The following is a 25,390-nucleotide window of genomic DNA, read 5'->3' on the forward strand; positions in this document are numbered from 1 at the left end:
GAAATGATGGAAGAGAAAAAGTCAGAGATCAAAAAGAGGCTCAAGAGCCTTCAATCCCTCCCCACCTTGCCGACCATCATTACCAAGTTGACCAAGATGGTCGCCGACGAGAAGACCACTGCTGTCCAGCTGGGGGCGGTTATCGAGAAGGATCAGGTTCTTACCAGCAAGCTCTTAAAGATGGTCAATTCGGCTTTTTTTGGCTTCCCCAAAAGGATCTCCACGGTGGCCAATGCCATAGTGCTTCTGGGCTTCAATGTCATCAAGACCCTGATTATCACCTCTTCTATTTTTGAGACCATGCAGAGCGAAGATGTCGGCCTTTGGGAGCATTCGCTTGGCTGTGCGGCGGCGGCGGGGATAATGGCCCGCAAGCGAGGGATTAAAGATCCGGAAGAGGTCTCCACAGCGGCTCTTATCCACGATCTGGGCAAGGTGGTCATCCGGACGGAATTCCGGGAAGACTACGACAGGATAACCGCCTTGGTCAGACAAGAGGGGCTCTATTTTTCCGAGGCAGAAAGAAAGATTCTGGGGGTAGAGCATGCCACCATTGGTGGTTGGTTGACCCGGCAATGGAACCTGCCAGACCGTTTGGTGGAACCCATCTCCTGCCATCACCAACCAGATGCGGCCAAGCAATTTCCCGAGGTAGCGGCCATCGTTCATCTCTCCGATATCCTTATTAAAGGGCTGGGCTACGGTTTCAGTGGTGATCCCTTCGTGCCCCCCTTGAGTCCTTCTGCCTGGGAGGAGCTCAAATTTAGCCGAGAGGAGCTCAAGGAGATTCTGACCGAGCTTGATGAACGGCTGGCCGAGCTCAAAACCTTTACCTTGGAGATGCAGGCCCTCTGATGGCCAGGATAAGTGTTATCGCTGAGGATTATCTGCGTCGCCCCGAGGATCGCCTTCTTCTGGAGGCCAAAGGCTATCAGTTGGCTGTAAAATCCGATCTTCAAACTGCTGTCGAGGCCCTTTTTAACGATCCCCCTGATCTCCTTATCATTGAGAAGGGCCTTTCCGAAGGTCTGGAGGTTGAGGTCATCAAGGCCCTAAAGAATAATCTCCAGTTGGCTCTTTTGCCCATAATTCTGGTGGTCAACGAGGCCGATGTCTCCCGGGGTATCGACTGGAACGCCTATCCGGTGGATGATTTCATCTGCCGGGAATGTGCCGTAGAGCACCTGCTCAACCGGGTGGAGCTGGCCTTTGCCCGTTCTCATCGGGTGGCTGACAACAACCCCCTGACCAAACTTCCGGGCAACTCCTCCATCCTTAAGGCCATCCAGGAGGCCGTTGAGGCTGGCCGCCCGGTGGCTATTGGCTACGTGGACATCGATAATTTCAAACCCTACAATGATCGCTATGGCTTTGCCCGGGGAGACGAGGTTATCAGGATGTTGGCCCGCATTCTGGTCAACGTCATCAACGAGAAGGCCCCGGGGGCAAGCTTTGTGGGCCATGTCGGTGGTGATGATTTTGTATTCATCTGTCCCCTTAAGGTGGCCGAAGATGTGGCTCAGGAGGTCATCAAACACTTTGATGCCCTCATCAAGCTCTTTGTAGACGAGGAGGATCTTGAGGCCGGGGAGTTTGTCTCTCGTGATCGTCAAGGTAACATCCGCCGTTTTGGCTTGCCGAGTATATCCATTGCTATTGTGGCCAATACGCCGGGACGTTATTCTCACTATGGTGAGGTGGCTACTGTGGCCGCCCAGATAAAGAAAGCCGTGAAGAAGATCCCCGGCTCAACCTACCTTGTTGACCGCCGTCAAGCGCCACTTGAGGAGAAAGACTCCGGCAAAGAACATGATCAGGCTGAGGATCTGGCCCATGGTCAGAGGTCCGAGGACAAAGCCTAGCTGAGGATCTGGCTCCCGAAAGAACTCTACAAAGAATCTCAGTCCAGCGTAGCTGATCAAAAAGACTCCCAATCTTACCCCCGAAGGCCAGTCCTTTTTCCGCAAGACCCACATGATTGACAGGAGAACCGGTCCTTCGAGGAAGGCCTCATAGAGTTGGGAAGGATGGCGAGGGAGAGGGCCTCCTTGAGGAAAGACCATAGCCCATGGGACTTGGGTTACCCGGCCGTAGAGCTCACCGTTTATAAAGTTGGCAATTCGTCCCAGGCCGAGACCAATAGGGGCGGGGAGGACGAAACGATCGGCCCAGAAGAAGAAATCCTCCCGGTGCCGTCGGCACCAGATTACTCCGGCAAGAACCGCCCCCAGAAGTCCTCCATGAAAGGACATCCCTCCGTGCCATGTGGCCGGTATCTCTAGGGGGTGCTTAAGATAGTAATCCAGGTTGTAAAAGAGGACATAGCCCAGTCTGGCTCCGGCGATAAGGCCCAAGACCAGATAGAAGAGAAGAGAGTCAAGCCTTGGTATAAGCCCTGAGCGGCCCAGTCGAAGAAGTTCTCTTTTGACCATCAGGTAGGCTACTGAAAAGCCTACCACATACATCAGGCCATACCAGCGGATAGAAAGCGGACCAATGCGCAGGATCTCCGGATCGATCTTAGGGTAGGGGAGCATGATTACAGGGTGCCACTGGTCGGAGACTTGTCAAGGCAGGAATCAGCGGTGTTTGCGGACCTTTACCTTAGCTACTATTTTCTCATAATAAAGCTGTTCTTTCTCCAGGTTAATTGGTCGCCGCCGCATCATGTTCAGTTTGGTGATCATGAAGTTTAGTTTTTTGATCTGGCGGTATTTGGTTCCCTCATCCTCCAGGTGGTCAAGGAGATCCTCGGTGGTCTTGATCTCCTTCATCAGCTGGATCTCTGGAGGAAGATAGCCAGCATTTTTGAGAATCTTGTAGGCCATCCGGAGTTCTTCAGGCACGTGAGAGAGATCTTCTAGGGCTAGAGGTTTGCCTTTTCCTTCAAGGTTTTCGAATTCTCCCCGTTCCATGGCCTCTTGGATCCGGCGTTCGGCAATCCTTTCAAAGATCTGCAGGATGCCCATAGGTGAGTTTTAAGGTTCCTCCTTTTTAGTTTTCTCCAGGAGTTCGGCCAGCCGGGCCTCCACAAAGAAAAGACGTTCACCAAAAGGTTTGCGGGCCAGGAGTTTCTCGTAGGCTGAAAGGGCCGACTCAAGATTGCCGGCAGCCTCATTTACCCGTGCTAGATCAAGATAAACAACCTCCTCGATGCCCACCTTGGCGGAAACAGCCTCCTGGTAATGAAGGGCTGCCTGGTGGTAGGCTTCCTCGTCTTCAAAAGAGTAGCCGATGCCCAGTGACAAAAAAGGCTTAAGAGGTTCGGGGGCCCTCTTCAGGGCCTCCTGGAGTTGCTCTCGGGCCTGTTGGGATTTTCCAGCCTCCCGATGCATGTCGGCAAGCATTATTCGGGCCAGAAGAGCCGCCCCGGTCTGGGGGTGGTCTTTGATAAGTTTGGCCAGGGCCTCCTGATAGGCCTCTTTGGTCTGCCCACCGGCAGTGGTCAGTCTTAAAGAGGCCTCGGCCTCCTTTTGGGCCTTCTGGTGTTGATAGAGTCCCCAGGCGGCGGCTCCGATGACGAGCACCACCACGGTAATGATTATCTCCCGAAAATATCTCTCGGCAAGTCTGATCCAGCGGTCGTGGAAGGAAGGTGCTCCTTCAGTGGCAACATCCTTTTCCATAATGGCCCCCTTTATCTGGAACCAAAGTAATCATCCCAGCGGAAGATGAGCGGGGTGGCTTCTTCGTCCTGGATGGCACAATCAACCACTTCACCGACAAAAAGGGTATGGTCACCGGCCTCGCAGGTGGAGATCAGCTCACATTCAAAATAGGCAAAGGCCTCCTTGAGGACGGGGGAGCCCTTCAGGGCGTTCAAATAGTCGATCCCCTGGAATTTGTCTTCCTTCCGTCCGGTCTTAAAACCAAAGTGTTTGGCCAGATCTACTTGGCCCTCCTTGAGGGCATTTATGCAAAAGTAGCCACTTTCCTTGATAAGATCATAGGTGTAACGCTGGGGAGCAATGGCGACCATCAAATAGGCCGGTTTGAAGGAGACTTGGCTTACCCAGGCGGCAGTCATGCCGTTTATTCTCTCCTTGGCCCTGACGGTCACCACATAAACTCCTTGGGTGATTCCCCTGGTGATGAGCTGTTGTTGTCCCATGGAGACCTCCGAAGGAAGTTTTTTTCTGATCTTAACGAAACAGGCCGGCAAATTCTAGAAAATCTTTCCAGACCATCCGTTTGTGTTCTGGAAACTCCTCAAGGAGGATCTGATGCCAGCGAGGGGCCTTGGGTTTTTTCAAAAGCCTCATCCCTGCCTCCTCTGGGGTCCGGTCTCCTTTTTTGAGGTTGCATTTCCGGCAACAGAGGACGACATTAGTCCAGACAGTCTTTCCCCCTCTGCTTTTGGGGATGACGTGGTCAATGGTCCGATCTTTGGCCGTATGGACACTTCGCCCACAGTATTGGCAGGTAAAGTTGTCACGAATGAAGAGGTTGGCCCGACTGAAGACCACCTCCGAGCGCGGCAGACGGTCGTAACGATTGAGGATGATAGCCTCAGGGGCCATTATAGCCAGGCTGGGGCTCCGAATAAGACGGCCATTGTCATAAAAACTCGAGGCCTCCACCCACTCCTCCAGGGTGTGGGTGGTCCAGTCAGGAGTGATTACCCGGGCATTGCCCTTAAACAGCTGACAGATGGCCTTAAGGACAGTGGTAATCTGGATGGCTTGATAATAGCGATTAAGGACCAAAACCTTATCGGAGAGGATTCCGTTTTTAGCCATTTCTGCACACCAGCTTTTCATTTGTAGCCATAAATTTTGACTTGTCAATCACAGCTGAGACTTTAAAGGACCCGCTTCCGAGTCCAGAGTCTTCTGGAGATCGGGCTGTTTTTTGATTGAAAAGTCTTGAAAAGAGGGAATAAGTATAAATATCCCTAATATTCTAGCTAAGATAGAAGTCTTTACCCTTACTCTTAATTTTTACTGGATTTTTTCCTTAATCATCCCTAAAATAGTTAAAGCTTTTTTCCGTTTTAGGCCCTTTTTGGACAAATTCTTAAGAAAGTAAAAAAGTCATTGCCTATAATGGCCTGAGAACAAGCTTGATCGTCAACCATGACCATAAAAAAAAGTTGCAATTGCCTAATTAAGAGGCTAATTTTTGTGGCATGACTAAGCCGGAATTCACACTGGACAGATGTTTGGGGTTTCTAGCCAATCGAGTCTATCGTTCCTTCCAGAAGGAGGTGGATCGACTACTCCAACCCTTAGGGTTGACCACGGCTCAGTTCTGTGTGCTCATGAAGCTCTACAACCAGGATGGTATTACCCAGAGTGCCCTGGCCCAGAAGCTTCACATCGAAAGTCCCACCCTGGTCCGGATTATCGATCGTTTGGAAGAGGCTGGTCTGGTTAGGCGACGTCCTTCCCCCAAGGACCGACGGGCCTACCGGATTGTGCTTACCAATCGGGGTCGAGAGCTTGAAAAACAGCTTAGAAAGGTTGGGGAGACTGTTCGCAGTAAAGCTATCCAGGGGATGTCGGAACAGGAGTCGGAAAAACTTAGAGACTACTTGATGCTCGTCTGGGAGAATCTTGAAGCCCGAGATTGACTATGGCCTCTTCTCCCTCCATAGATCTAAGCCGTCTGGCCGAACTCTTAAGTACCAAATCTATTCTTTCTTTCCTCAAAAGTACCGATCCTTTCTTAGTGTTCTCAAGTCCCAAATACTGGGGTCCACTCTTGTTGCTTATGGTCTTTCTTTTCTTGCGCCGGGCCTATGCCCTGGCTTGGGTCATCTGCGGGGCCTTTGGCCTCTGGGGATTCATCTACTATATTTTGCCCCATACCGGGGGACAGACTGATCTTAAAAGTATTGCCCTCTTTGTGGCCGGTGGTGTTGGATTCCTTTCGGTTCTTTTTTATCTGGTATTTGTGCGTTCTGATTAGCCTTAAGAAGCCTTGGATCTCAAGAAGCGGCTTTTAGAACTCTACGATCGACTCCTCGATCACTTTGGTCCCCAGGGCTGGTGGCCGGCGGAGAGCCCTTTTGAGGTCTGTGTGGGGGCCATTCTCACCCAGAACACCAATTGGCAAAACGTAGAGCGGGCTATCGAAAACCTTAAAAAACAGAGTCTCCTTGAGCCCTCTGCCCTGGCGAGGATCCCTCTTGACCGCTTGGCTTACCTCATCCGACCTGCCGGCTATTACAATATTAAGGCCCGAAGACTGCGAAACTTTGTGGATTTTCTCCTCCAAGGCTGGCAGGGGGATCTTAAGGCTATGTTTGCCGAAGGGCTGGCCTTGAGGGATAAGCTTCTTGGTCTTTCGGGAATCGGGCCTGAGACCGCGGATTCAATCCTTCTTTACGCCGGAGACCTTCCCATCTTTGTCGTTGATGCCTACACCAAAAGGATCCTTCACCGACACCTGCTAGCCCCTGAGGAGATCGCCTATGATGAGCTTCAGGCTCTCTTTATGGAGAGCCTGCCTCAAGATGTGGCCCTTTATCAGGAGTATCACGCTCTTTTGGTAGCCTTGGGCAAAGGCTACTGCCTTAAATCTCGACCGAAATGCCCTCAGTGTCCGGCAAATGGATGGTGAATGACGATGGTCTCCTCCCGGGCCGCACCTACGGATATGATCCAGACCGGGACCCCGGCAATCTCTTCTATCCGGCGGACATAAGCCTGGGCTGCTGGTGGTAGATCCTCAAATGAGCGCACACTAGAGATATCCTCTGACCAACCCTCAAGTTCTTCGTAGATTGGGGCAGCCTGGGCCACCTGGTTGATGTTGGCCGGCATGTGATCATAGATCTGACCGTCGCACTTGTAGGCCGTGCAGATCTTGAGGGTGGAGAGTCCGGAGAGGACGTCTAGCTTGGTGATGGCCAGGGCCGTAAGCCCATTTAAGCGGACGGCCTCCCTGAGGACTACAGCATCAAGCCAACCACACCGGCGCTTACGCCCAGTGGTTGAGCCGAATTCAGCCCCTTGCTGTTGCAGGTGATTTCCCACCTCGTCGGTGAGTTCGGTGGGAAAGGGGCCCCCTCCGACCCTGGTGGTGTAAGCCTTGCAAATTCCAAGGACAGAGTCGATCTGAGTCGGGCCTATCCCGGCCCCACAGCAGGCCCCTCCGGCCACGGTATTGGAAGAGGTCACAAAGGGATATGTGCCGTGATCGATATCAAGTTGGGTTCCCTGGGCCCCTTCAAAGAGGATGCTCCGGCCATTTTTTATGGCCTCGGCCAGTTTTAAGGAGACATTGGTCACATAAGGGGCCAGTCTTTGGCCAAAGGCCCGATAGTTCTCAAAAATCTGATTAAAGTCAAGGGGGGCTACCCCGAGGAACTTTTCTAGATAAAAATTCTTCTCTTCAAGGATCTCGCGGAGCTTTTCGGCGAAGATGGTCTCGTCGAGAAGATCTATTACTTTGATTCCCCGCCTGGCAATCTTGTCTTCATAACAAGGGCCAATGCCCCGGCCGGTGGTCCCGATAGCCTTTTTACCCTTGCGGGCCTCTCGTCCGTGATCAATGGCCTTATGATAGGGCATGATAAGATGAGCATTTTCGCTTAGATAAAGTTTGCCTGGGCCAACTGGATAACCCCGTTCCTTGAGAGCATCTATCTCGCCGATGAGGACCTCCGGATCCACCACCACCCCATTTCCGATAAGGCAAATCTTTTCATCAGAGTTAAGGATTCCAGAGGGGATAAGGTGGAGGATGTATTTTTGGCCTCCGACGACCAGGGTATGGCCAGCATTGTTGCCCCCCTGGAAGCGGACGATAACCTGGGCCTCAGAGGTCAGCAAATCGACAATCTTTCCCTTCCCCTCGTCTCCCCACTGCGTACCAACAACAATGACATTGGGCATGGGTCTTTCCTCTTTCAGGTTTACTTTTCCGGCCAGTGAAGATACTTAATAGGATTCTAAAAGTCAAACAATGAATAAGAACGACCGCCTATACCTGATTGATGCCAGTTCGTATGTTTTCCGGGCCTATTTTGCTATATCGGGCCATCTCTCTAACCGGCGAGGCCTCCCTACCAAGGCCATCTTCGGCTTCAGCAACATGGTCTGGAAGATCCTTAGGGAAAGAAAACCCCGTTATCTGGCCCTGGTTTTTGATGCCAAGGGGCCTACCTTTCGACACGAAATGTTTGCGGCCTACAAGGCCAATCGGCCGGAGATGCCTGAAGATCTGGCTATCCAGCTTCCCTACATCAAGGAGATCGGTCAGGCCTTTGGTCTTCCCATCTTGGAGATCGAAGGCTACGAGGCCGATGATATCATTGCCACCTTGGCCCGAAAGATTAATCATCCGGTAGTCATCGTCTCTGGAGACAAAGACTTCCTGCAACTTGTCGGTGAGAGGGTCATCCTCTGGGACCCTATGAAAGATGTCCTCTATGACCGGCAGTCAGTAAAGAGACGCTTCGGTATTCCCCCAGAGAGGCTCCTTGATGTTATGGCTCTTACCGGGGACCCTTCAGATAACATCCCCGGGGTGCCGGGTATCGGTGAGAAGACAGCCCTTAAACTCATCAGGGAGTTTGGCTCCCTGGAGGCCCTTCTTGAGCAAAAGGAAAGGATCCCTCGCAAAAGGCTTCGGGAGCTCCTCGAGACCCACGCCGAATTGGCCCGTCTATCCAAGGAACTTGTTCGCTTGAGAGACGACGCTCCGGTGAGCCTGAGCCTTGAGGACTATCTTCTTGGGGAGCCTGATTGGGGACGTCTGCGTTTTCTTTTCAGGGAGTTTGAATTCAACCGTCTCCTCAAAGAGCTCCCTGCGGAAAAAACTATCTCCTACGAGGCCTACCAGCTCATCCGAGATGAAGAGAAGCTTTGTCGTCTGGTGGCTAAGGCCCGAAAAAACTCTCCAGTCGTAATAGATATAGAGGCTACAGACAAAGATCCCCTCCGGGCCGAGATTGTCGGGGTGGCTTTTTGTTTTGAGCCGCCAAAGGCCTACTATGTTCCTATAGGCCACCGGGGGCTGACAAGTGGCCCCCAGCTGGATCTGAAGACCGTCCTTATGGTCTTAAAAGATCTCATCGAAGATGAAAAGGTCCGGCTGGTGGGGCAAAACATTAAATACGATCTCATCCTCCTTAGGCGCCAGGGCCTTGAGATCAAGGGCCTTGAGGGTGACACTATGGTTGCCTCTTATCTGTTGAATCCCATCCGCCGGGCTCACAACCTCGATGACTTGGCCCAGGAGTATCTGGGCCACCAGATGGTCTCTTATAAAGATCTGGCCTTGGGTAAAGGAGAAGACTTTGCCGATGTAGACGTAGAGACGGCCAAGGTCTATGCCTGTGAAGACGCCCATGTAACCTACCTACTTTATCAAAAGATGTGGCCCCTCCTTAAGGAACACGGTCTCTGGCCGCTTTTTGTAAAAGTAGAGGTCCCCCTTATATATGTTTTGGCAGAGATGGAGATGATGGGCGTAAAGATTGACCTTGCCTATCTTCAGGGGCTTTCACGCGAATTTGAGAGGCGGCTTCTTGAGCTTGAGGCCCGGATCCACGCCCTGGCCGGAGAGGCCTTCAATATCAATTCTACTCGGCGTCTGGGAGCCATTCTCTTTGACAAACTGGGACTTCCTCGCCTCAAGAAGACCCGCAAGAAGACCGGCTACTCCACCGATGTAGAGGTCCTTGAGGAACTGGCAGAGCTCCATGAGCTCCCTCGTTTGGTTCTCGAGTATCGAACTCTAAGTAAGCTCAAATCAACCTATGTGGACGCCCTGCCCAAGATGGTCAATCCTGCCGACGGCCGACTCCACACCTCCTTTAACCAGACGGTGACCGCAACCGGGAGGCTTTCAAGCTCTGAGCCCAATCTCCAGAATATCCCTGTCCGGGGCGAGGAGGGGGCCAAGATCAGGCGGGCCTTTGTCCCAGAAGAAGGCTATCTTCTCCTTTCGGCAGACTACTCCCAGATTGATCTTCGAGTCCTAGCCCATTATTCCGAAGACAGGACCCTCATTGAGGCCTTCAGGAGAGGGGAGGATATTCACACCCGGACGGCGATGGAGATCTTTGGGGTCAGTCAAGAGATGGTGACTCCAGAGATGAGGCGTCTGGCCAAGACCATCAACTTTGGTATTGTCTATGGTATGAGTCCTTATGGTCTATCCAAAGAGCTTAAGATAGGCCGTCGGGAGGCAGCAGCATTTATCGAGCGCTATTTTGAAAGATATCCCGGGGTAAGAGACTATATGCAGAAGATTGTTGCTGAGGCCAGACAGAAGGGTTATGTGGCCACTGTCTTGGGCCGAAAAAGGTATCTACCAGATATTGTCAGTCCGAACCGGGTGGCTCGAGAATTTGCAGAACGGACGGCCATAAACACTCCAATTCAGGGATCAGCGGCCGATATTATAAAGCTGGCCATGATAGATATCTATGGCGCCATAAAGAGGGGAGAATTGAGGGCCAGGATGATCCTCCAGGTCCATGATGAGCTCCTGTTTGAGGTTCCCGAAGAGGAGATTCTTGAGGCAAAAGAACGGATCAGGGAACTCATGGAAGGGGTCTTTAGCCTTAAGGTTCCCCTGAAGGTTAATCTCTCCTGGGGGAAGAATTGGGCCGAACTCAAATGATTTAGGGAGGTTTCCTTGGCTTACTGGCGGAAGGCCGAAGACGGGCTGGAGAAGACGGATGACTCTGATCTGATCCGTTCTGTTCTCGAGGAGGCCCGGGAGAAGGGGCTCTGGTTTGAGATCCTGGCCCCTGGGTTTCGTTCCGGCCCCACAGTACTTATAGACCACGGCCCCAAAGGGCTTCTTTTTGATGTTCCGCCCAAATGGCAACCCATATCCAAGAAGCTTCGGGTGGTCTTCAGGGACAGCAGTAATATCTGGCATCATTTTGAAAGTCACTTTCTCGGCCGGGACCAACAGGGGCTTCTTCTGGCCTATCCGGAGCTTCTCTTTCGTCTGGAAAGAAGGGAATATTATCGAATTGAGGTCCCCAGTAAATCCAGGGCCACCTATCATTTTAAGGGAAAGGAAGGTTTGGGCCGCATTAAGGATATCTGTCTTGGGGGTATGGCCCTGATGGATTACACTTTGGAGGTGCCATTGAGGGATTTTGTTGAAGAGATCACCCTTGAGCTCTGGCTAAACGAGACCACGGCCCATCCCCCAATTTATCTGACCAAGGCCGAGGTTGTCCGTACGGCCGAGGTCGAAGGGGCAAGACTTATGGGGCTTAAATTTCATATCTCCCCTAGGGAAGAGGAACCCCTCCTCCAATATATTCGTAAACGGGAGATCGAAATCCTTAAGCTCCGTCGGGAACAGTGATGGCCAGACGGCTTGGAGTGGCCAATCTGCCCCTTCACGGCGGCCGGGCCCCAAGATGGCTCTTTGAACGCATGGTTCGTCTCTCTCAGGCCATAGTCTTCCTTATTGTAGATGACTATGGGCCGGAGGAGTTCTTGCGCCGGCTGGCCGATCCTTTCTGGTTTCAGGCTTTGGGCTGTGTTTTGGGTTTTGACTGGCATTCATCAGGGATCACAACTACGGTTTGTGGAGCTTTAAAGCTGGCCTTAAAAGATGCCGGACGGGAAGTCGGCCTTTTTGTTTGCGGGGGCAAAGGAGCCACTTCCCGCAAGACCCCTCTGGAGATCGAGACCATTTGCGCCAAAGAGGCCCTACCTCAGGAATTCAGGGGCCTTGTTGAGGCTAGCCGTCTTTCGGCCAAGGTTGACAACACTGCCCTCCAGGACGGCTATACCCTTTACCATCACAGTTTTTTCTTCACCCGAAGTGGTCTCTGGGCGGTGGTCCAACAAGGAATGAACGAGACGACCGCCTTTGCCCGGCGCTATCACTGGCTGGGAGAAAGGGTTCGGGACTTTACCTGTGAGCCCCATGCGGCCATTTGTGCCCAGGAGATAACCCGCCCCCTTAATCTGGTGGCCCGGGAATCAGAGTCGGCCCGCAAAAGTATACTTGCCCTGGCCCGGGAGCACCCCGAGGCCAATATCCGGGCCTTAAAGCGGATCAAAACCCTTAACCTTCCGGCTAGACACCATCTCTCCTTAGCTGATCTCTGGCCTCGAGGCCTAGAAAAGGTCCTTATCAGGACCTATGAAGAACAACCGCATACCTTTGAAAGGCTTCTTTCTATAAAGGGCCTGGGGCCTAAGGCCTTGAGGGCTTTGAGCCTTACGGCGGAAATCATCCATGGGGTCTCTGTCTCCCGGAGGGATCCGGCCCGCTATGCTTTTGCCCACGGCGGCAAAGATGGTCATCCCTTCCCGGTAGACCGGAAGATTTACGATCAGACTACAGCCTTCCTTGAGGACGTTCTCACCCGGGCCCGCTTGGGAGACAGGGAGCGGAGGGAGGCCCTAAGGCGTCTTTCCCAGCTCAGGCTTTTTCAACCTTAAAGAGGGGGGCTAGATCGGAGTCTCCTGGGCGTTCGAGGTCTTCGATCTCCTTGAGATTCGGAAGCTCAGAGAGACTTTTAAGTTCAAAGACCTCCAGAAAATAGGTGGTTGTTCCGTAGAGGAGGGGGCGTCCGAGGACGTCTTTGCGGCCGACCACCTTAATCAATCCCCTTTCTAAGAGGGCCTTAAGGGGGCCGCTGCTGTCAACCCCACGGATTTCCTCGATCTCGGCCCGAGTAATAGGCTGTCTGTAGGCGATGATGGCCAAGGTTTCCATAGCCGCCCGGGAAAGTTTAGTTGGGGTGGCTTGTCGGGCCTGGATGACGAGATCTTTGAGATCGGCTGCCGTTTGGAAACGAAAGCCTTCGGCCACCTCTTTTATCTCGATTCCTCGGCCCTGGTAGTCTTTTATCAACCCCTCGAGGGCAGACCTTAGGGTCTGTTTGGAGACTTGGGGGAAGATCTTACCGAGTCTATCCAGCCCCAGCGGTCTTTCAGAAGCAAAGATGATGGCCTCAATGGCCCGTTTTAGCTCCTCTTGGGTAAAATCAGCCATTGTTTTAGGGCCTCAGAGAACGTTGACGGCCGTTGGCCTCTGGCCCTTTGGGGGCCGCGAGACCGAATTCAAGAGCCTGATATCGAAAGAGAGCTTCTATCGAACGGTTAAAATCGGGCCCTGGCTCCACAGAGAATTCTTCCGGCAGTTCAATCTCCACCTCCCCTTCCTCAGGATAGATGATGTTAAGACTCACTGGACAGCGGCCGGGATGAGCCAGAAGAATCTCCTTGAGCTCCGAGAAGTCCTCGGGGGTGATCCGTCCAGCTTCGATCCTAATAGTTACCGAGCCCAGGGCCACCTTTTGGGCCTCTTCGAGATGGAAGACCTGGTCGGCGATCACCTTGGCCCCTCGTTCGTCTCGGTTAACGGTTCCCTGGACAAAGATCGGGGCCTCAGCCTCGATGAGAGGACGCATCTGACGGTAGATCTCACTGAAGCAGACTATTTCTATAAGCCCGTGGCGGTCCTCAAGGAGGACAAAACCCATCTTATCTCCCCGACGGGTGGTGATCTCTTTGACGCTGCGGATAATCCCTCCCAGGCAGACACGGGCTCCGTCTCTCATCTCAGAGACCATCTGGCTGTTGACTCCAGAGATCCGGGAGAGCCACTGCTCATAGGGATCGATAGGATGGCCGCTTATGTAGAAACCGAGAGCTTCTTTTTCATGGGCCAGAAGTTCAGTGTCTGACCATTCGGGGACATCAGGAAGATTGAGGCCTTCGGCCCGATTATTTTTGGCCCCAGCTATATCAAAGAGGCTAATCTGGCCCAATTCTTTGGCCCGCTGCCGTCTCTGGGCCAGCTCTATGGCCTTGTCCAGTACGTCCATCAGCTGGGCCCGGCGGTGGGAAAGGGAGTCAAAGGCCCCAGCCTTGATGAGGGATTCGATTACCCGGCGATTGACCTTTCTCAGATCCACCCGAAGGCAGAAATCCTCAAAGGAAGAAAAAGCTCCTTCTTGGCGGGCCTGGAGAATAGAATCAATGGCCCCCTCGCCGACATTCTTGATGGCGGCCAAGCCAAAGCGGATCTTATTACCCACAATGGTAAAGTCGCGGTCGCTTTCGTTTATATCTGGAGGCAGGACCTCGATACCCATCCGCCGACACTCATTGACGTATTTGACTACCTGATCGGCATTGCCCATTTCGTAGGACAGAAGGGCAGTCATATAGGGGACCGGGAAGTGGGCCTTGAGATAGGCCGTCTGGTAGGCAATCAGGGCGTAGGCTGCTGAATGGCTCTTATTGAAACCATAGCCGGCAAACTTTTCCATTAGGTCAAAGATCACCTCGGCCTTATCTTTAGGAATTCCCCTTTCGGTGGCCCCGGAGATGAAGCGTTCCCGTTGGGCGGCCATAATCTCAGGGACCTTTTTCCCCATGGCCCGGCGGAGGATGTCAGCCTCACCCAGGCTGTAGCCAGCCAGTTTGCTGGCGATTTTCATCACCTGTTCCTGATAGACAATGACCCCGTAGGTCTCTTTGAGGATCTCCTCAAGCTCAGGAACGATATAGCGGACAGGCTCAAGGCCATGTTTGGCCTTGATGAACTGATCAACCATTCCCGATTCTAGGGGCCCAGGTCGATAAAGGGCCACCAAAGCAATAAGATCGGTGAACTGGGAGGGTTTCATGCGGGTGAGGAGATTGCGCATCCCTGAGGATTCTAACTGGAAGACCCCGGCGGTTTCGGCTTGGCAGAGGAGCTCAAAGGTCTTGTCATCATCAAGGGGGATGTGATGGGGATCTACTTTAAGGCCTTGATGTTTCTCGATAAGCCGGCAGGCCGTATCAATGATAGTCAGGGTCTTGAGTCCCAGGAAATCAAACTTAATAAGACCGATCTTTTCGATGGCCTTCATGTCGTACTGGGTAATGATCTCATCGCGGTCCCCCTTCATTAAAGGAACGTATTCAGTAAGGGGGGCATCAGAGATGACTACCCCGGCGGCATGGGTGGAGGAATGACGGGGAAGCCCTTCAAGGACCCGGGCAATAGAGAGAAGCTCGGCCACCTGGGGGTCCTTTTCAGCGGCCTCCTTGAGTCTGGGCTCTAGAGCGATCGCCTTATCCAGGGTAATTCCCAGCTCCTCCGGGATGAGTTTGGCGATACGGTCTACCTCCGGATAACTCATTCCCAGGGCCCGGCCGACATCCCGGACCACGGCTCTGGCCTTCATCTGGCCAAAGGTGGCAATCTGGGCCACGTATTCGGCCCCACCATATTTTTGATAGACGTACTGGAGAACCTCTCCCCGGCGTTGCATGCAGAAATCGACATCGATGTCAGGAAGGCTTTTCCGTTCAAGATTCAAAAAGCGCTCAAAGAGGAGACCGTAGCGAATGGGGTCGATGTTGGTGATTCCCATGGCGTAGGCCACCAGAGATCCGGCAGCTGATCCCCGGCCGGGGCCAACCGGAATGCCCTTCTTCTTGGCCCAGGAAATGAAATCGGCCACAATCAGAAAATAGCTGGCAAATCCCATCTCTTTGATCACTGAAAGCTCAAGCTCAAGCCGTCGCCAATAGCCGGCTTCTTCATCGGCCAGTCCCATTCCCTGGGAGAGTTCCTTTAGTCGGGCCTTGAGCCCCTTTCGGGCTTCCTCATCGAGCATCTCCTCATAGGTCTTGCCTTCTTTAAGGGGAAATTTGGGGAAGTGGTGTTCTCCGAGTTTGAGCTCCAGGTGACACCGGGAGGCAATCTCTTCGGTGATACTCACAGCCTCCGGAAGATAGGCAAACCTAGTAGCCATCTCTTCTGGGGAGGTAAAATAGAGCTTGTCGGTAGAGAAACGGAGTCGATTTTCATCCTGGACGGTTTTGTTGGTCTGGATACAGAGGAGGACATCGTGGACCCGGGCATCTTCGGCCCGGAGATAGTGGCAGTCGTTGGTGGCTACTACCGGAAGCCCAAGCCTTTGGGCGATTTCAATTAGGCCTTGGTTGGCCACTTTCTGTTCGGGAATATCATTCTCCTGGATCTCTATGTAGAAGCGATCAGGGAATATCCTGGCGTATTCTTCAGCAATCTTGCAGGCCTTTGAGGGATCTTGATGAAGACAGGCATGGGCTATCTCTCCATGTAGACAGGCCGAGAGGGCAATAAGGCCTTCGTGATATTGTTTGAGAAGTTCTTTGTCTACCCTAGGCTTCCAGTAAAACCCCTCAAAGTTGGCCAGGGTTATCAGGCGGATGAGATTTTTATAGCCGGTCTCATTCATACACAGAAGGACTAGATGAAAACCGGCTTCATGGGCCCCCTTGGCCCGTCTTTCTTTGCGAGACCCTGGGGCCACATAGACTTCCGAGCCAATGATGGGCTTTATGCCGGCGGCTCTTGCGGCCTCATAGAAGGCAACAGTCCCGAAGAGATTTCCATGATCGGTCTTGGCAATGGCCTGATAGCCATACTCTTTGGCCAGGGAAAAGAGAGCCGGAAGCCTTATGGCTCCGTCAAGAAGAGAGAATTCGGTATGAAGATGAAGGTGGACAAAACCTGCCATGATCCCTCCGCCTTATCCAGGTTGGCGCTATTTTAACGACCTGGAGCCCAAAAGGGGAGGGATACTTTTAGAAGCTGTGGTTCTCTTCGCTGTCTTTTTTCTGGCACTCTGGACAAAATCCGTAGAGTACTACCTGGGCGGCGACTATCTTGTAACCCTTGAGCTCCTCTTCGGGGATATTGTTTAAGGGCGGGTTGGTGAAGATATCGACGATCTTGTGGCACCTTAAACAGATGAGATGATTATGAGGGGTGGTGTCTGGATCAAATCTCTTCTTTGAGGGGTCGATATGCAACTCCTGGACCAATCCTCGTTCTTTGAGGGCCTCAAGGGTGTTATAGACAGTGGCAAAGGACATACTGGGAAACTTGATCCGCACGTGGCGGTAGATATCTTCGGCCGAAGGGTGCTCCTTGTTGTCCTCAAGGTATTCGAGGATGGCCAGACGCTGAGGGGTCATCTTGAGGCCTAACCCACGATATTTTTCGATTTTTTCTTGATTCATAGGATGTCTCCTTGAATAATTTTAATCTTTAACTTCATCCTTTCTGGAAGAATCTAAAAAGTAAAAATTAATCTTATTCTAATGTTCTATACCAGGTAAGAATTATTCTTGCAAACTTAAAATCAAAAAAAATCTGTAACACAGATATCACAAAAATGCCAGATTTAAAGCTGGCTTATGGCGAAGAAAGTAAAAATTTTCATAGTCTAGGCCTAAGAATAAAAGTCTTTGGTGGTAAACAAAAGTTCATAAGGAAATCCGGAATTTAAATACCAAAATAGGGCCTCTGGTCAACTAGTTTAAGAATGATAATTTTTAAGGGACGCTATGGAGGCCGACCCCAAAGCCAACCTGGAGATACGATCTATCTCTTCCCTTGATCCTCTGCTTAAGGATCTAATCGACCTTTATCTTCTGGCCTATAAAGATATACCTCAGTATGCCTTTAGGGATCCCCGAAGGGTAAAGGGATATCTTCGCTGGCTTCTTAAACACGCTCAGGGGGGATTTTGGGTGGCCTTTGTTAAGCAGCGTCCGGTGGGCCTTATCGCCATTCAGCCGGATGCCCATTTTCAAGGCGAGGAGGTGGCCGAGATCCACGAGTTCTTGGTGGCCCCGGATTACCGGCACACTGGAGTAGCCGAAAAGCTTCTCGAAACGGCCCTTTCCTTCCTCAAAGATCGGGGGCACCAGCGGGTGGCCCTTTGGGTGGGCGAGGGAAACGAGCGGGCTAGGGACTTTTATCGTCGTCACGGATTTAATGAGACCGCCCGTCAAGGGGTCTGGCTTCGGATGGAGGCCCCATTAGCCTCCTTCGGCCAGAAGGTCAATGAGTCGGTCTAGAACCTTATAGGCCTTTTCGGCTTGGCCAAGATCAAGGTATTCCTCCGGGGTGTGGCACGGGGCCAGCTCTCCCGGACCAAAGACCAAGGCCTCAAGGCCGGCGGCCTGGAGGTGAGCAGCGTCCGTCCAGCTTGGCATGCCAGAGAACCGGGGCTCTTCTCCCAGGGATTCTCGATAGGCCTGGGCGAACATCTTGACAAAGGAGGAATCCTGGGCCAGGGCGAAAGGCTCAGAGACATCCTTAACCACGTAACTCACCCCTGAGAAGCTCTCCAAGACCTCTTTGATTTCCTCGATGATCTTGCCAGTCTCCTGACCTGGTAGGACCCGAAAGTCGATCTCAAGGGTGCAGAGATCTGGCACCCTGAGCTCTCCATCCCCCCCGGTGATCCGCTCCACGTTAAGCCCCCCAGGCCCTACCAAGGGATGCTCTGAGTAAAGGAAGGGGAGCCTTTTAAGATGGCCGACGAGCTCTATGGCCTTATCTATGGCGTTTTCTCCCTGAAGATGGCAGCTTCCGTGGGCCGATCGACCCCGGATGTGGATCTCAAACTCCACTGACCCCCCTTCGGCAATGGCCAATTTGAGTTCTGTAGGCTCAAGGACCACGGCTAGTGGCGGAAGATCTTCCTTGGACAGGGTGGCTGACCCCTGGCCTTCTCGCTCTTCGTCGACCACAAAGGCAAAGGTTACTGGAAGGGGGCTTTTCTTCCGGAGACGTTCCTCAAGGAGGAGGACCATAATGGCTACTCCGGCCTTGTCATCGCAGACTCCAAGGCCTTCAAGGCGGTCATCCCTTATCCGTGGGGGGAAAACTCCCAGCCAGTGGGGAACGGTGTCCACATGGGCGGTGATGAGGAGCCGGTTGCCCCGGGCCTCATTGGCTAAGAGATTGTAAAAGCGGTCCGGGACGTCTTGGCGTCTGAGAGGGATTCCTAAGGCCGAGAGGCGGTTCCAAATGAACTCAAGGATAGCTCCTTCTTGGCCGCTTGGGCTGGGGATGGAAGCAAGGGTGAAGATGAGGTCTTTTAATCTCTCCTTAAGGTTGTTCATGAGAGGCTCCGGGTCAAAGCTGGCTGATAAACTTTTCTAACAGGCGGGAGAAGTCCTGTTTTTCCTCAGGGCTCATTCCGGAGAGGGCCTCTTCGGTGAGTCGGAGATGGTGCTGGTGGTGCTGGTGGAAGAGTTCCTGGCCTTTAGAGGTCAGATGAACGAGGTAAGAGCGCCGGTCTTTTTGGTTAGGAAGCCGTTCTACTAGCCCCTTTTTTTCCAGGCGATCAATCATTACCGTCAAGGTGCCGGTGGTAATCCCCATCTTTTCCGCCAACTCTTTCATCCTCAGGCCTTGGTTGACCCCGATAATCTCGATGGTGTGCATCTGGGCCGGAGAAAGGCCGCTTCCCTTGACCACCGAGTTTTCCCAAGAGGCCATCTTCTCGAAGAACTGGATGATGAGATGGGTCAGCCTTTCAAGATCCTTCATGTCAGTAGGGAATATATCCCGAAAGAGGCGGTAATCAAACCGGTAAGCCTCAAAAAGATGGTCTCCAACTCCTTTCGGGCCAGCTTCAAGACCATCTGTCCAAGCTTGTAGAGGGCGAATATAACCAAGCTTAAGCTTACGGCCGTTCCCAAGGCATAGGTTCCAAAGATCAGGCTACTCCTCAAGGCATCGGCAGAATTGATGGCATAAGAGTACATTACCGCTGCCGTCGGGCAAGGAATAATCATATTAATAAATCCCAGGCTGAAAAGGCCGGCCGATGTCAGATAGGACCGAGGGGGGTGGTGATGATGATCTCCGTGGAGGACCTTGGGCTTGATGATGAGAATAAGTCCCAAGAGGATTATTACTAGGTCGGTGCTCCTTTCTAGGAGCTCCTTGGTTCCTTGAGGAAAGAGACCGGCCAGCCCTCCTAGACTTAATCCCAGAGCCAAGCAGGCCAGGGCCGTTCCGGCCAGAAAGGCCACCGTGCGACCTATGACTTGGGACTTGCTCCGGTTGCCTAAGACAAAAGGGGCCAGGACTACCCAGGAATGGCCGCAGGGGTTTACCCCATGAATGAGCCCCAGGAGAAGACTACCCTCTACAGCCAAGATGAAGAGTGACTCTGAAGCCATGGCTTGCCTCCATGTCTATTTTGAATTTCAAAATTCTTGAGAATAAAATTAAAAATGTCAAGGGAAATCTTGGGGCTTGATTAGGAGATTATTTTTTAGGGGAAGGATAAGTAATTTAAACTAGTAATGATACTAGTAATGATTTAGTTTATAGAAGGCTTGACTTCTATTGAGGGGCAGGAAGAGGAATTTTTTAAAAGAATAAGACAAGGAGGTATCCTTTGGCCCGAAGGCATTCTAAAAGGGCTTCTGAACAGTCTCTTCTGGATATCCTGCCCGTCCATATCGGAGGCATAGATTCCAGCGGAAAGTTCGTCATCTGGAATCCAGCCTCTCAGGAGGTCTTTGGCTATCGGCCTCAGGAAGTCATTGGTCGGATGTCCCCAACAGACTTCCATGCCGACCCTGAGGAGGCCCGAATCGTCCTCGAGACAACTCTTAAGAAAGGGGCCTTCCGGGGGGTGGTTCGCCTGCGCCGTCGGGACGGAAGCTCCTTCTGGGCCCACCTTGAGGTTGTCCGTCAGGATGGCCCCTCAGGGGAGTATCAGGGTATGATAGCTGTTGCCGTTGATCTCACTGCCTATCTTGAGGACAGGAAGGCCTTTCGGGAAAGTGAGGAAAAGTATCGAATCGTCTTCGATAACGCCCCACTGGGGCTTTTTTTCTTTGATAAGGAGGGAAACATAAAGACTTGCAACGACGCCTTGGTGCGGATAGTTGGTTCAAGTCGGGAGAAGATCCTCCAGCTAAATGTCTTTGATTTGCCCAATTCCAGGGTGATTGAGGCGGCCCGTAAGGCCCTTTCTGGAAAGCGGGCCTCGTATGAAGGAGAGTATATTCCCATTACCAGTAACAAATTCCTCTATATCAGAGCCGAAGCTGTGCCGGTTTTTTCTGATTCAGAAGTCATTGGAGCCGTTTCCTTGATAGAGGACATCACCGAGCGGAAGCTTACCGAGGAGCAGCTCAGACAGAGTGAGTCCCGGCTTCGAGCCATTATAAACGCTTTACCTGATATGATCTTTCGCTTGGACTCCAGGGGCAATTTTCTCGATTTACACGTCCAGGATACGGAAAAACTCTACGTGCCCCCAGAGGAGATCATTGGCTCCAATGTCAGCGAGATCCTTCCTCCATCCCTGGCCCGTCTGACCCTTGAGAAGATCAGACAAGCCCTTGATAAGGGACGAATGGAGATCTTTAAGTACCAGCTTCCCACCAGGAGTGGAGAGATTCTGATCTACGAGGCCCGGCTTAATCCCTGTGCCCCTGATGAGGTCCTGGGGATTGTCCGCGATGTCACTGAACAGAAGCGGATGGAAGAGGAGATCATCCGGGCCCAGAAGCTTGAGTCCCTAGCGGTTTTGGCCGGCGGTATTGCTCACGATTTCAACAACATTCTGACAGCCCTCTTGGGAAACCTTTCTCTGGCCAAGATCTTTGCTCAGGGCAATGAAAAGGTCTGCTCCATCCTAGAGAAAGCCGAGCGCTCCTGTCTGCGGGCAAAATCTCTCACCCAGCAACTGCTGACCTTCTCCAAGGGGGGAGAGCCGGTCAAGGACATCGTTGACATCGGGGACCTAATCAGGGAGACGGCCGAATTTGTCCTAGCCGGCTCAAATGTCCGCTGTCTTTTTGATCTCCCCCCGGACCTCTGGAGTGTTGAGGCCGATCGAGACCAGATTGTCCATGTCCTCAACAACCTCCTTATCAACGCCGATCAGGCCATGCCTGAAGGGGGAGTTGTCCGGGTGAAGGCCCGGAACCTGGTTGTTGAAGCCGCCGATGGTCTTCCCTTGGCCCCGGGAAAATACGTGAAGATTTCGGTCAAGGATCAGGGAGTGGGTATCCCGAAGAAGTATCTGGATAAGATTTTTGATCCCTTCTTCACCACCAAGAAAAAGGGCAGTGGTTTGGGACTGGCTACCGCCTATTCCATTGTTAAAAAACACCAAGGGCACATAGCCGTTAAGTCAAGGCCGGGGCGAGGGGCCAACTTTATGGTCTATCTGCCGGCAGCCGAGGCCAAGAAGGTTTCAACCGACCCTGAGGAGGCCCCCCTTAAGAGAGGACAGGGTCGGGTTCTGATCATGGATGATGAGGACATGGTCCGGGATATTCTGAAGAACATGCTCCGTCATCTGGGCTACGAGGTGGAGGAGACCGCCGATGGCCGCCAAGCGGTTGATTCTTACCGAGCTGCCTGGATTTCCGGGCACCCCCACGATGTTCTTATTATGGACCTTACCGTCCCAGGGGGGATGGGGGGCCGGGAGGCCGTACGAGAGATCCTCAAGATCAATCCCCAGGCCAAGGTGATCGTCTCCAGCGGCTACTCTACCGATCCGGTAATGGCCAATTATGACCGTTACGGATTCTGCGGGGTGATCGCCAAACCTTACAAAATAGGCGAACTCAGCCAGGTGCTAAGCAGAATTCTAGAAATTGATCCCTAGGAGACCTAAAAAAGAGGCGGGCTGTGGACAATAAATAGCCGGAGCACTCCCTCGCCTTCGTTCCTTACGGCATGTTCTTCTTTAGGGGGCACGAAGATATAGTCCCCTTGGCCGATCTCCTGCCAAGTGCCGTTTACATAGGCCAAGCCCTTACCATCAAGTACGTAAATGGAGTCTGCCTGGGTATCATGGGTGTGAATGGGAATTTCAACCCCGGGAGAGATCTCAAGTAAAGAGACGCTTACTGCGGGGCTCTTTTTATGATTGATAAGAATAGCGATTTTGACGCCAGCAAACTTGGGATGATCCTCGAAGTGGATCTCTTGGGAGGTATAAAAATAGGCCATAGTCTGCCTCCTTAGTCTTAAGGTTTAGGAAATCTCTCTATCCTTAGCACATGGACTTGGTAGCTGCCAATAAGACGACCCTGCTGGTCTAAATAAGGGGTCTCGCAGATGGCTACAAGCTGCCCCTTGGGGCCCACGGCTAGGTGGAAAAAAACAGGCCCTTGGGTAGGAAAGAAGCCAAGAAGCTTCTGAAGACCTCCTCCGGGCCGATGGGTATCAAAGACAAAGGCTCCATACTGACGGCTGGCCATCTTGCCCCGGCGTGAGGCTCCGGCCACTGTGGCCAGGATTCGGCCCTGGGGGTCAAGGGCCAAACCTTGGAGGCGAAAGGGGCCCGAGAACCGCCAAAGGATTTTTCCCTTCGGGCTCAAAGCCCAGAGGGTGTTAGCATTGGGATGAGGGCCGGCTGGTCGGTTGCCAGATATGTCGAGCCCGTAAGGAATGCTAGAGGTGTCGGTAAGAAGATAGATGATCCTTTCAGAAGAGATCACCGAGTAGCTCGACATGGCCGAGACTGGAAGCCCCCCTACGAGAATAGGGGTGCCTAGGGTAAGAGTCTTCCAGGGCCGGACCCTCTTGAGGTCAAAGATGAACCCCCGACCGTCGGCAGTGGTAATCACGGCAAAGTCTCCCTGGGGAGAAACAGCCACTGATTCCCAAACCGAGACTCGGTCATAGAAGGGTTCAAAGGGGGGATACGATAGCGGCCAATCTCCCGGCCTCTTTCACCATCTAGGACGTAAAAGGTCTCCGGAGTGTAGGGATGATCGGCTGGAAGTCGATCTGAGGCCATGGTGGAGACAAGGGCGATTAGTTTTCCCTGGGGATCGCTGTCTGCATAGATCAGAGAAAGCTCAGCCGGCCCTCCCTGAGGCCAAGCCCAGCGGAGTCTCCCTTCAGGGCTTAGACGATAGATCCTGGAGAGCCTCCGCCAGTAGCCTTTGACCTTATCCATCCAGGAGTGGATCCCCAAGACGAGGAGATCCCCGTTTTTTAGGACCTTGAGCCGATAACAGCCAGGTTGCCTGTAGATGCCGTAGATGTCGCCCTTCTCTGGCGGAGTCCCCGGGAGAAGGTCGTCTGCCAGGCGAAACTGCCACAGGGGCTGACCATTTTCGGCCCGGGCAGCGTAGATGAAGCCATCTGGACCCTGCTCGCCATAGTAGATGATTTGGCCATCAGGGGAGAAGGCAACCCTTTTTACCATGGCTTCAGGGATTCGCTTCTGCCAAAGGATCTTTCCGTCTCTGGTGCTAACGACCATGATCCGCCCTAAGAAGGTTCCGATGGCCAAAAGATCTCCAGTGGGAGAGAAGGTAAGGAAAACATCCGGGGGGTGGCCGGCCCGAACGTAGAAGGAGACGTCTTCCAGGCCGATCCGGAAGGCAAGAGAAAGACCAGGGACTTTGGGGATAAAATCCTCTCCTTGGCCAATTCTAACGGGGATGAAGGCCAAAATGGCAATGACAATTAACATTCTGGTCATCTCAGGTCTCCTAGAGATAGAATCTCGCTAAAGAAAGAATAGAGGTGTCTTAAGGGGCTAAAATAGAAAATTTCCTGTTGATAGAGCCAGAAGAGGATCTTTAGAGTTGCCACTGCCAAGGCCAGAAAAAATAAGCTCAGGCTGAGGGCCAGCTCTCTGCGAGGCCAAATTAACCGGCGGTAATGGCTCCGGGGCTTTAGGGGATCAAAGCCCCGGGTGAGCAGGGCCTCGGCTACCTCCCGGGAGCGCCTTACGGCCCCGGCCAGGATGGGAAGGGGGCTAGCGAGTTCAGTGGTTATCGTCCTGCGGATCCCCTGAGATAAGGGCCGGTACCCCTTAAGCCGCATGGCTGCCCGGACATTGGCCATCTCTTCAGCGATGACCGGTAGAAATCTGATGGCCATAATGGAGAGGAAAGAAAGCCCGTAAGGGATCCTGAGACCTATCAGCCCCCAGAAGAGCTTGTCTGGAGGGGTGGAAAGGCATAGGGAAAGGCCGGCCAAAAGGCCACTTATAAAGCGCAGAGACTGGATTAGACCGTAATAAATCCCCTGTTTGTAAACATAAAGGCCCCCTAGGTGGAGATTGCCTATGTCCAGCGGAGGAACAAGGGTGAAGAGGACCGTTCGGGGAAAACACTGGTAGAACATTCCCTGACTGAACATAATCCCCCAGGCAGTAAAGGCAACAAAGACAAGGGTAAGTTTGATCCTTGACCATGAGGGTCTGGCCAAAGCGAAAAGGATCATCGTCAAAAATGCTAGCGCTCCCAGACTTAAGGCCTAATCAAGGCTTATGGCCAGAAGAGAGACCGAAAGGGTGAAGAAGAGCTTGGTCCGGGGATCAAGCCTCTTTAACATGCCGGCCATTATAAACTAAAGGGCGCCCAGGGGAAGGGATTTGAGATTTGACTTTCTCACGGCTTCTGGTATTTGCACTTAGAGTGCCTTGCTTTAAGGCCCCGGGTGCCCTTGAAGGGGGGTTAAACGGGAAGTCCGGTGCAAGACCGGCGCTGGCCCGCAACCGTGACCGGGGACGAACACCGCTAGGCCTGGAGGACTCCAGGCGACAGGCCACTGGGGCCCCATAAGGCCCCGGGAAGGCGCGGTAAGTAGGTTGATCCGGAAGCCGGGATACCGGCCCGGGGCCTTTGAGTGGGAGGAGGGCTTCGAGGCTTCCTGTCCCCTCCCG

General features: G+C 52.8%; 26 protein-coding genes and 1 riboswitch. Of the genes, 10 read left to right on the forward strand and 16 right to left on the reverse strand.

Annotated features, from left to right (window positions below; genetic code table 11):
* Positions 1-3 precede the first annotated feature (3 nt).
* Both ACXJJX_RS00670 and ACXJJX_RS00675 read left to right on the forward strand, forming a co-directional pair.
* Positions 4-855, forward strand: a complete 852-nt coding sequence (locus ACXJJX_RS00670) for an HDOD domain-containing protein (protein WP_456430889.1) — start codon at positions 4-6, stop codon at positions 853-855.
* Entirely contained in the window at positions 855-1,862 is a 1,008-nt protein-coding gene (locus tag ACXJJX_RS00675; RefSeq protein WP_456430891.1) for a GGDEF domain-containing protein, read from the forward strand. The genes ACXJJX_RS00670 and ACXJJX_RS00675 overlap by 1 nt, the downstream gene beginning before the upstream one ends.
* Here the strand turns inward: ACXJJX_RS00675 and lgt are convergent.
* From lgt to ACXJJX_RS00700, 5 genes are read right to left on the reverse strand one after another with little or no spacing between them, the layout of a single operon-like run.
* Complete coding sequence (lgt, locus tag ACXJJX_RS00680; protein WP_456430893.1) at positions 1,749-2,537, reverse strand: prolipoprotein diacylglyceryl transferase; 789 nt, start codon at positions 2,535-2,537, stop codon at positions 1,749-1,751. The two genes, ACXJJX_RS00675 and lgt, sit on opposite strands and share 114 nt — an antisense overlap.
* Before the next feature lie 42 nt (positions 2,538-2,579).
* Complete coding sequence (locus ACXJJX_RS00685; protein ID WP_456430895.1) at positions 2,580-2,969, reverse strand: DnaJ family domain-containing protein; 390 nt, start codon at positions 2,967-2,969, stop codon at positions 2,580-2,582.
* A gap of 9 nt (positions 2,970-2,978) precedes the next feature.
* Positions 2,979-3,626, reverse strand: a complete 648-nt coding sequence (locus tag ACXJJX_RS00690) for a tetratricopeptide repeat protein (protein ID WP_456430897.1) — start codon at positions 3,624-3,626, stop codon at positions 2,979-2,981.
* 11 nt (positions 3,627-3,637) lie between these two features.
* Complete coding sequence (locus ACXJJX_RS00695; protein ID WP_456430899.1) at positions 3,638-4,111, reverse strand: flavin reductase family protein; 474 nt, start codon at positions 4,109-4,111, stop codon at positions 3,638-3,640.
* A gap of 31 nt (positions 4,112-4,142) precedes the next feature.
* Positions 4,143-4,739 carry an HNH endonuclease gene (locus tag ACXJJX_RS00700; RefSeq protein WP_456430901.1) on the reverse strand — a complete coding sequence of 199 codons (597 nt, stop codon included), beginning with the start codon at positions 4,737-4,739 and terminating at the stop codon, positions 4,143-4,145.
* A 389-nt stretch (positions 4,740-5,128) separates the two neighbouring features.
* On the opposite strand from ACXJJX_RS00700, the gene ACXJJX_RS00705 reads away from it, so the two are divergent.
* From ACXJJX_RS00705 to ACXJJX_RS00715, 3 genes are read left to right on the forward strand one after another with little or no spacing between them, the layout of a single operon-like run.
* Positions 5,129-5,572, forward strand: coding sequence for a MarR family winged helix-turn-helix transcriptional regulator (locus ACXJJX_RS00705; protein WP_456430903.1), 444 nt, complete (start codon positions 5,129-5,131; stop codon positions 5,570-5,572).
* A gap of 2 nt (positions 5,573-5,574) precedes the next feature.
* Entirely contained in the window at positions 5,575-5,910 is a 336-nt protein-coding gene (locus ACXJJX_RS00710) for a hypothetical protein (RefSeq protein ID WP_456430905.1), read from the forward strand.
* Between the two features lie 12 nt (positions 5,911-5,922).
* Complete coding sequence (locus ACXJJX_RS00715) at positions 5,923-6,564, forward strand: endonuclease III domain-containing protein (RefSeq protein ID WP_456430907.1); 642 nt, start codon at positions 5,923-5,925, stop codon at positions 6,562-6,564.
* On the opposite strand, the gene ACXJJX_RS00720 is transcribed toward ACXJJX_RS00715, so the two are convergent.
* Complete coding sequence (locus ACXJJX_RS00720) at positions 6,540-7,841, reverse strand: adenylosuccinate synthase (RefSeq protein ID WP_456430909.1); 1,302 nt, start codon at positions 7,839-7,841, stop codon at positions 6,540-6,542. The genes ACXJJX_RS00715 and ACXJJX_RS00720 overlap by 25 nt on opposite strands.
* Positions 7,842-7,911: 70 nt before the next feature.
* On the opposite strand from ACXJJX_RS00720, the gene polA reads away from it, so the two are divergent.
* Genes polA through ACXJJX_RS00735 form a run of 3 tightly spaced genes read left to right on the forward strand, consistent with a single transcriptional unit; the run spans position 7,912 to position 12,374 of the window.
* Positions 7,912-10,578 (forward strand): DNA polymerase I, encoded by a 2,667-nt coding sequence (gene polA / locus ACXJJX_RS00725; protein WP_456430911.1) that lies wholly within the window; start codon positions 7,912-7,914, stop codon positions 10,576-10,578.
* Positions 10,579-10,593: 15 nt separating this feature from the next.
* Positions 10,594-11,283: a flagellar brake protein gene (locus tag ACXJJX_RS00730; RefSeq protein WP_456430913.1), complete on the forward strand. Its 690-nt coding sequence runs from the start codon at positions 10,594-10,596 to the stop codon at positions 11,281-11,283.
* Positions 11,283-12,374: a DUF763 domain-containing protein gene (locus ACXJJX_RS00735; protein ID WP_456430915.1), complete on the forward strand. Its 1,092-nt coding sequence runs from the start codon at positions 11,283-11,285 to the stop codon at positions 12,372-12,374. The genes ACXJJX_RS00730 and ACXJJX_RS00735 overlap by 1 nt, the downstream gene beginning before the upstream one ends.
* Here ACXJJX_RS00735 and scpB read toward each other — a convergent pair.
* The 3 genes from scpB to ACXJJX_RS00750 form a co-directional block, all read right to left on the reverse strand.
* Complete coding sequence (gene scpB, locus ACXJJX_RS00740; protein WP_456430917.1) at positions 12,355-12,930, reverse strand: SMC-Scp complex subunit ScpB; 576 nt, start codon at positions 12,928-12,930, stop codon at positions 12,355-12,357. The two genes, ACXJJX_RS00735 and scpB, sit on opposite strands and share 20 nt — an antisense overlap.
* A 4-nt stretch (positions 12,931-12,934) precedes the next feature.
* A complete protein-coding gene (gene dnaE / locus ACXJJX_RS00745) occupies positions 12,935-16,441 on the reverse strand; it encodes a DNA polymerase III subunit alpha (RefSeq protein WP_456430919.1) in 3,507 nt (1,168 codons plus the stop codon).
* A 67-nt stretch (positions 16,442-16,508) separates the two neighbouring features.
* Positions 16,509-16,946: a Fur family transcriptional regulator gene (locus tag ACXJJX_RS00750; RefSeq protein WP_456430921.1), complete on the reverse strand. Its 438-nt coding sequence runs from the start codon at positions 16,944-16,946 to the stop codon at positions 16,509-16,511.
* A 327-nt stretch (positions 16,947-17,273) separates the two neighbouring features.
* Here ACXJJX_RS00750 and ACXJJX_RS00755 point away from each other — a divergent pair, with 327 nt between their 5' ends.
* Positions 17,274-17,789, forward strand: coding sequence for a GNAT family N-acetyltransferase (locus ACXJJX_RS00755; protein WP_456430923.1), 516 nt, complete (start codon positions 17,274-17,276; stop codon positions 17,787-17,789).
* Here ACXJJX_RS00755 and ACXJJX_RS00760 read toward each other — a convergent pair.
* The 3 genes from ACXJJX_RS00760 to ACXJJX_RS00770 are packed head-to-tail and all read right to left on the reverse strand — an operon-like array spanning position 17,751 to position 19,910.
* On the reverse strand, positions 17,751-18,842 hold the full coding sequence (locus ACXJJX_RS00760; protein ID WP_456430925.1) for a M20 family metallopeptidase: 1,092 nt from the start codon (positions 18,840-18,842) through the stop codon (positions 17,751-17,753). The genes ACXJJX_RS00755 and ACXJJX_RS00760 overlap by 39 nt on opposite strands.
* A gap of 13 nt (positions 18,843-18,855) precedes the next feature.
* Complete coding sequence (locus ACXJJX_RS00765) at positions 18,856-19,272, reverse strand: MarR family winged helix-turn-helix transcriptional regulator (protein ID WP_456430927.1); 417 nt, start codon at positions 19,270-19,272, stop codon at positions 18,856-18,858.
* Positions 19,269-19,910 (reverse strand): urease accessory protein UreH domain-containing protein, encoded by a 642-nt coding sequence (locus ACXJJX_RS00770; protein WP_456430929.1) that lies wholly within the window; start codon positions 19,908-19,910, stop codon positions 19,269-19,271. The genes ACXJJX_RS00765 and ACXJJX_RS00770 overlap by 4 nt, the downstream gene beginning before the upstream one ends.
* Before the next feature lie 221 nt (positions 19,911-20,131).
* On the opposite strand from ACXJJX_RS00770, the gene ACXJJX_RS00775 reads away from it, so the two are divergent.
* The gene (locus tag ACXJJX_RS00775) at positions 20,132-22,366 is read left to right on the forward strand and encodes a PAS domain-containing hybrid sensor histidine kinase/response regulator (RefSeq protein WP_456430931.1); all 2,235 of its coding nucleotides are present in this window, start codon (positions 20,132-20,134) and stop codon (positions 22,364-22,366) included.
* Positions 22,367-22,371: 5 nt separating this feature from the next.
* Here the strand turns inward: ACXJJX_RS00775 and ACXJJX_RS00780 are convergent, their stop codons facing one another.
* Genes ACXJJX_RS00780 through ACXJJX_RS00795 form a run of 4 tightly spaced genes read right to left on the reverse strand, consistent with a single transcriptional unit; the run spans position 22,372 to position 24,948 of the window.
* Positions 22,372-22,713, reverse strand: a complete 342-nt coding sequence (locus ACXJJX_RS00780) for a cupin domain-containing protein (protein ID WP_456430933.1) — start codon at positions 22,711-22,713, stop codon at positions 22,372-22,374.
* A gap of 17 nt (positions 22,714-22,730) precedes the next feature.
* Positions 22,731-23,333, reverse strand: a complete 603-nt coding sequence (locus ACXJJX_RS00785) for a hypothetical protein (RefSeq protein ID WP_456430935.1) — start codon at positions 23,331-23,333, stop codon at positions 22,731-22,733.
* Entirely contained in the window at positions 23,330-24,199 is an 870-nt protein-coding gene (locus ACXJJX_RS00790; protein WP_456430937.1) for a WD40 domain-containing protein, read from the reverse strand. Before ACXJJX_RS00790 ends, ACXJJX_RS00785 begins: the two co-directional genes overlap by 4 nt.
* Positions 24,196-24,948, reverse strand: a complete 753-nt coding sequence (locus ACXJJX_RS00795; protein ID WP_456430959.1) for an energy-coupling factor transporter transmembrane component T family protein — start codon at positions 24,946-24,948, stop codon at positions 24,196-24,198. The genes ACXJJX_RS00790 and ACXJJX_RS00795 overlap by 4 nt, the downstream gene beginning before the upstream one ends.
* Positions 24,949-25,145: 197 nt before the next feature.
* Positions 25,146-25,358, forward strand: a riboswitch (cobalamin riboswitch).
* Positions 25,359-25,390: the final 32 nt, after the last annotated feature.

It is taken from the genome of Thermosulfuriphilus sp. (genome assembly GCF_054026695.1).

Excerpts from the sequence above, each read along its gene's own strand:
- ACXJJX_RS00670 (WP_456430889.1), top strand. The coding sequence starts at position 4 with ATGATGGAAGAGAAAAAGTCAGAGATCAAAAAGAGGCTCAAGAGCCTT.
- ACXJJX_RS00675 (WP_456430891.1), top strand. The coding sequence starts at position 855 with ATGGCCAGGATAAGTGTTATCGCTGAGGATTATCTGCGTCGCCCCGAG.
- lgt (WP_456430893.1), bottom strand. The coding sequence starts at position 2,537 with ATGCTCCCCTACCCTAAGATCGATCCGGAGATCCTGCGCATTGGTCCG.
- ACXJJX_RS00685 (WP_456430895.1), bottom strand. The coding sequence starts at position 2,969 with ATGGGCATCCTGCAGATCTTTGAAAGGATTGCCGAACGCCGGATCCAA.
- ACXJJX_RS00690 (WP_456430897.1), bottom strand. The coding sequence starts at position 3,626 with ATGGAAAAGGATGTTGCCACTGAAGGAGCACCTTCCTTCCACGACCGC.
- ACXJJX_RS00695 (WP_456430899.1), bottom strand. The coding sequence starts at position 4,111 with ATGGGACAACAACAGCTCATCACCAGGGGAATCACCCAAGGAGTTTAT.
- ACXJJX_RS00700 (WP_456430901.1), bottom strand. The coding sequence starts at position 4,739 with ATGGCTAAAAACGGAATCCTCTCCGATAAGGTTTTGGTCCTTAATCGC.
- ACXJJX_RS00705 (WP_456430903.1), top strand. The coding sequence starts at position 5,129 with ATGACTAAGCCGGAATTCACACTGGACAGATGTTTGGGGTTTCTAGCC.
- ACXJJX_RS00710 (WP_456430905.1), top strand. The coding sequence starts at position 5,575 with ATGGCCTCTTCTCCCTCCATAGATCTAAGCCGTCTGGCCGAACTCTTA.
- ACXJJX_RS00720 (WP_456430909.1), bottom strand. The coding sequence starts at position 7,841 with ATGCCCAATGTCATTGTTGTTGGTACGCAGTGGGGAGACGAGGGGAAG.
- polA (WP_456430911.1), top strand. The coding sequence starts at position 7,912 with ATGAATAAGAACGACCGCCTATACCTGATTGATGCCAGTTCGTATGTT.
- ACXJJX_RS00735 (WP_456430915.1), top strand. The coding sequence starts at position 11,283 with ATGGCCAGACGGCTTGGAGTGGCCAATCTGCCCCTTCACGGCGGCCGG.
- scpB (WP_456430917.1), bottom strand. The coding sequence starts at position 12,930 with ATGGCTGATTTTACCCAAGAGGAGCTAAAACGGGCCATTGAGGCCATC.
- dnaE (WP_456430919.1), bottom strand. The coding sequence starts at position 16,441 with ATGGCAGGTTTTGTCCACCTTCATCTTCATACCGAATTCTCTCTTCTT.
- ACXJJX_RS00750 (WP_456430921.1), bottom strand. The coding sequence starts at position 16,946 with ATGAATCAAGAAAAAATCGAAAAATATCGTGGGTTAGGCCTCAAGATG.
- ACXJJX_RS00755 (WP_456430923.1), top strand. The coding sequence starts at position 17,274 with ATGGAGGCCGACCCCAAAGCCAACCTGGAGATACGATCTATCTCTTCC.
- ACXJJX_RS00760 (WP_456430925.1), bottom strand. The coding sequence starts at position 18,842 with ATGAACAACCTTAAGGAGAGATTAAAAGACCTCATCTTCACCCTTGCT.
- ACXJJX_RS00765 (WP_456430927.1), bottom strand. The coding sequence starts at position 19,272 with ATGAAGGATCTTGAAAGGCTGACCCATCTCATCATCCAGTTCTTCGAG.
- ACXJJX_RS00770 (WP_456430929.1), bottom strand. The coding sequence starts at position 19,910 with ATGGCTTCAGAGTCACTCTTCATCTTGGCTGTAGAGGGTAGTCTTCTC.
- ACXJJX_RS00780 (WP_456430933.1), bottom strand. The coding sequence starts at position 22,713 with ATGGCCTATTTTTATACCTCCCAAGAGATCCACTTCGAGGATCATCCC.
- ACXJJX_RS00790 (WP_456430937.1), bottom strand. The coding sequence starts at position 24,199 with ATGACCAGAATGTTAATTGTCATTGCCATTTTGGCCTTCATCCCCGTT.
- ACXJJX_RS00795 (WP_456430959.1), bottom strand. The coding sequence starts at position 24,948 with ATGATCCTTTTCGCTTTGGCCAGACCCTCATGGTCAAGGATCAAACTT.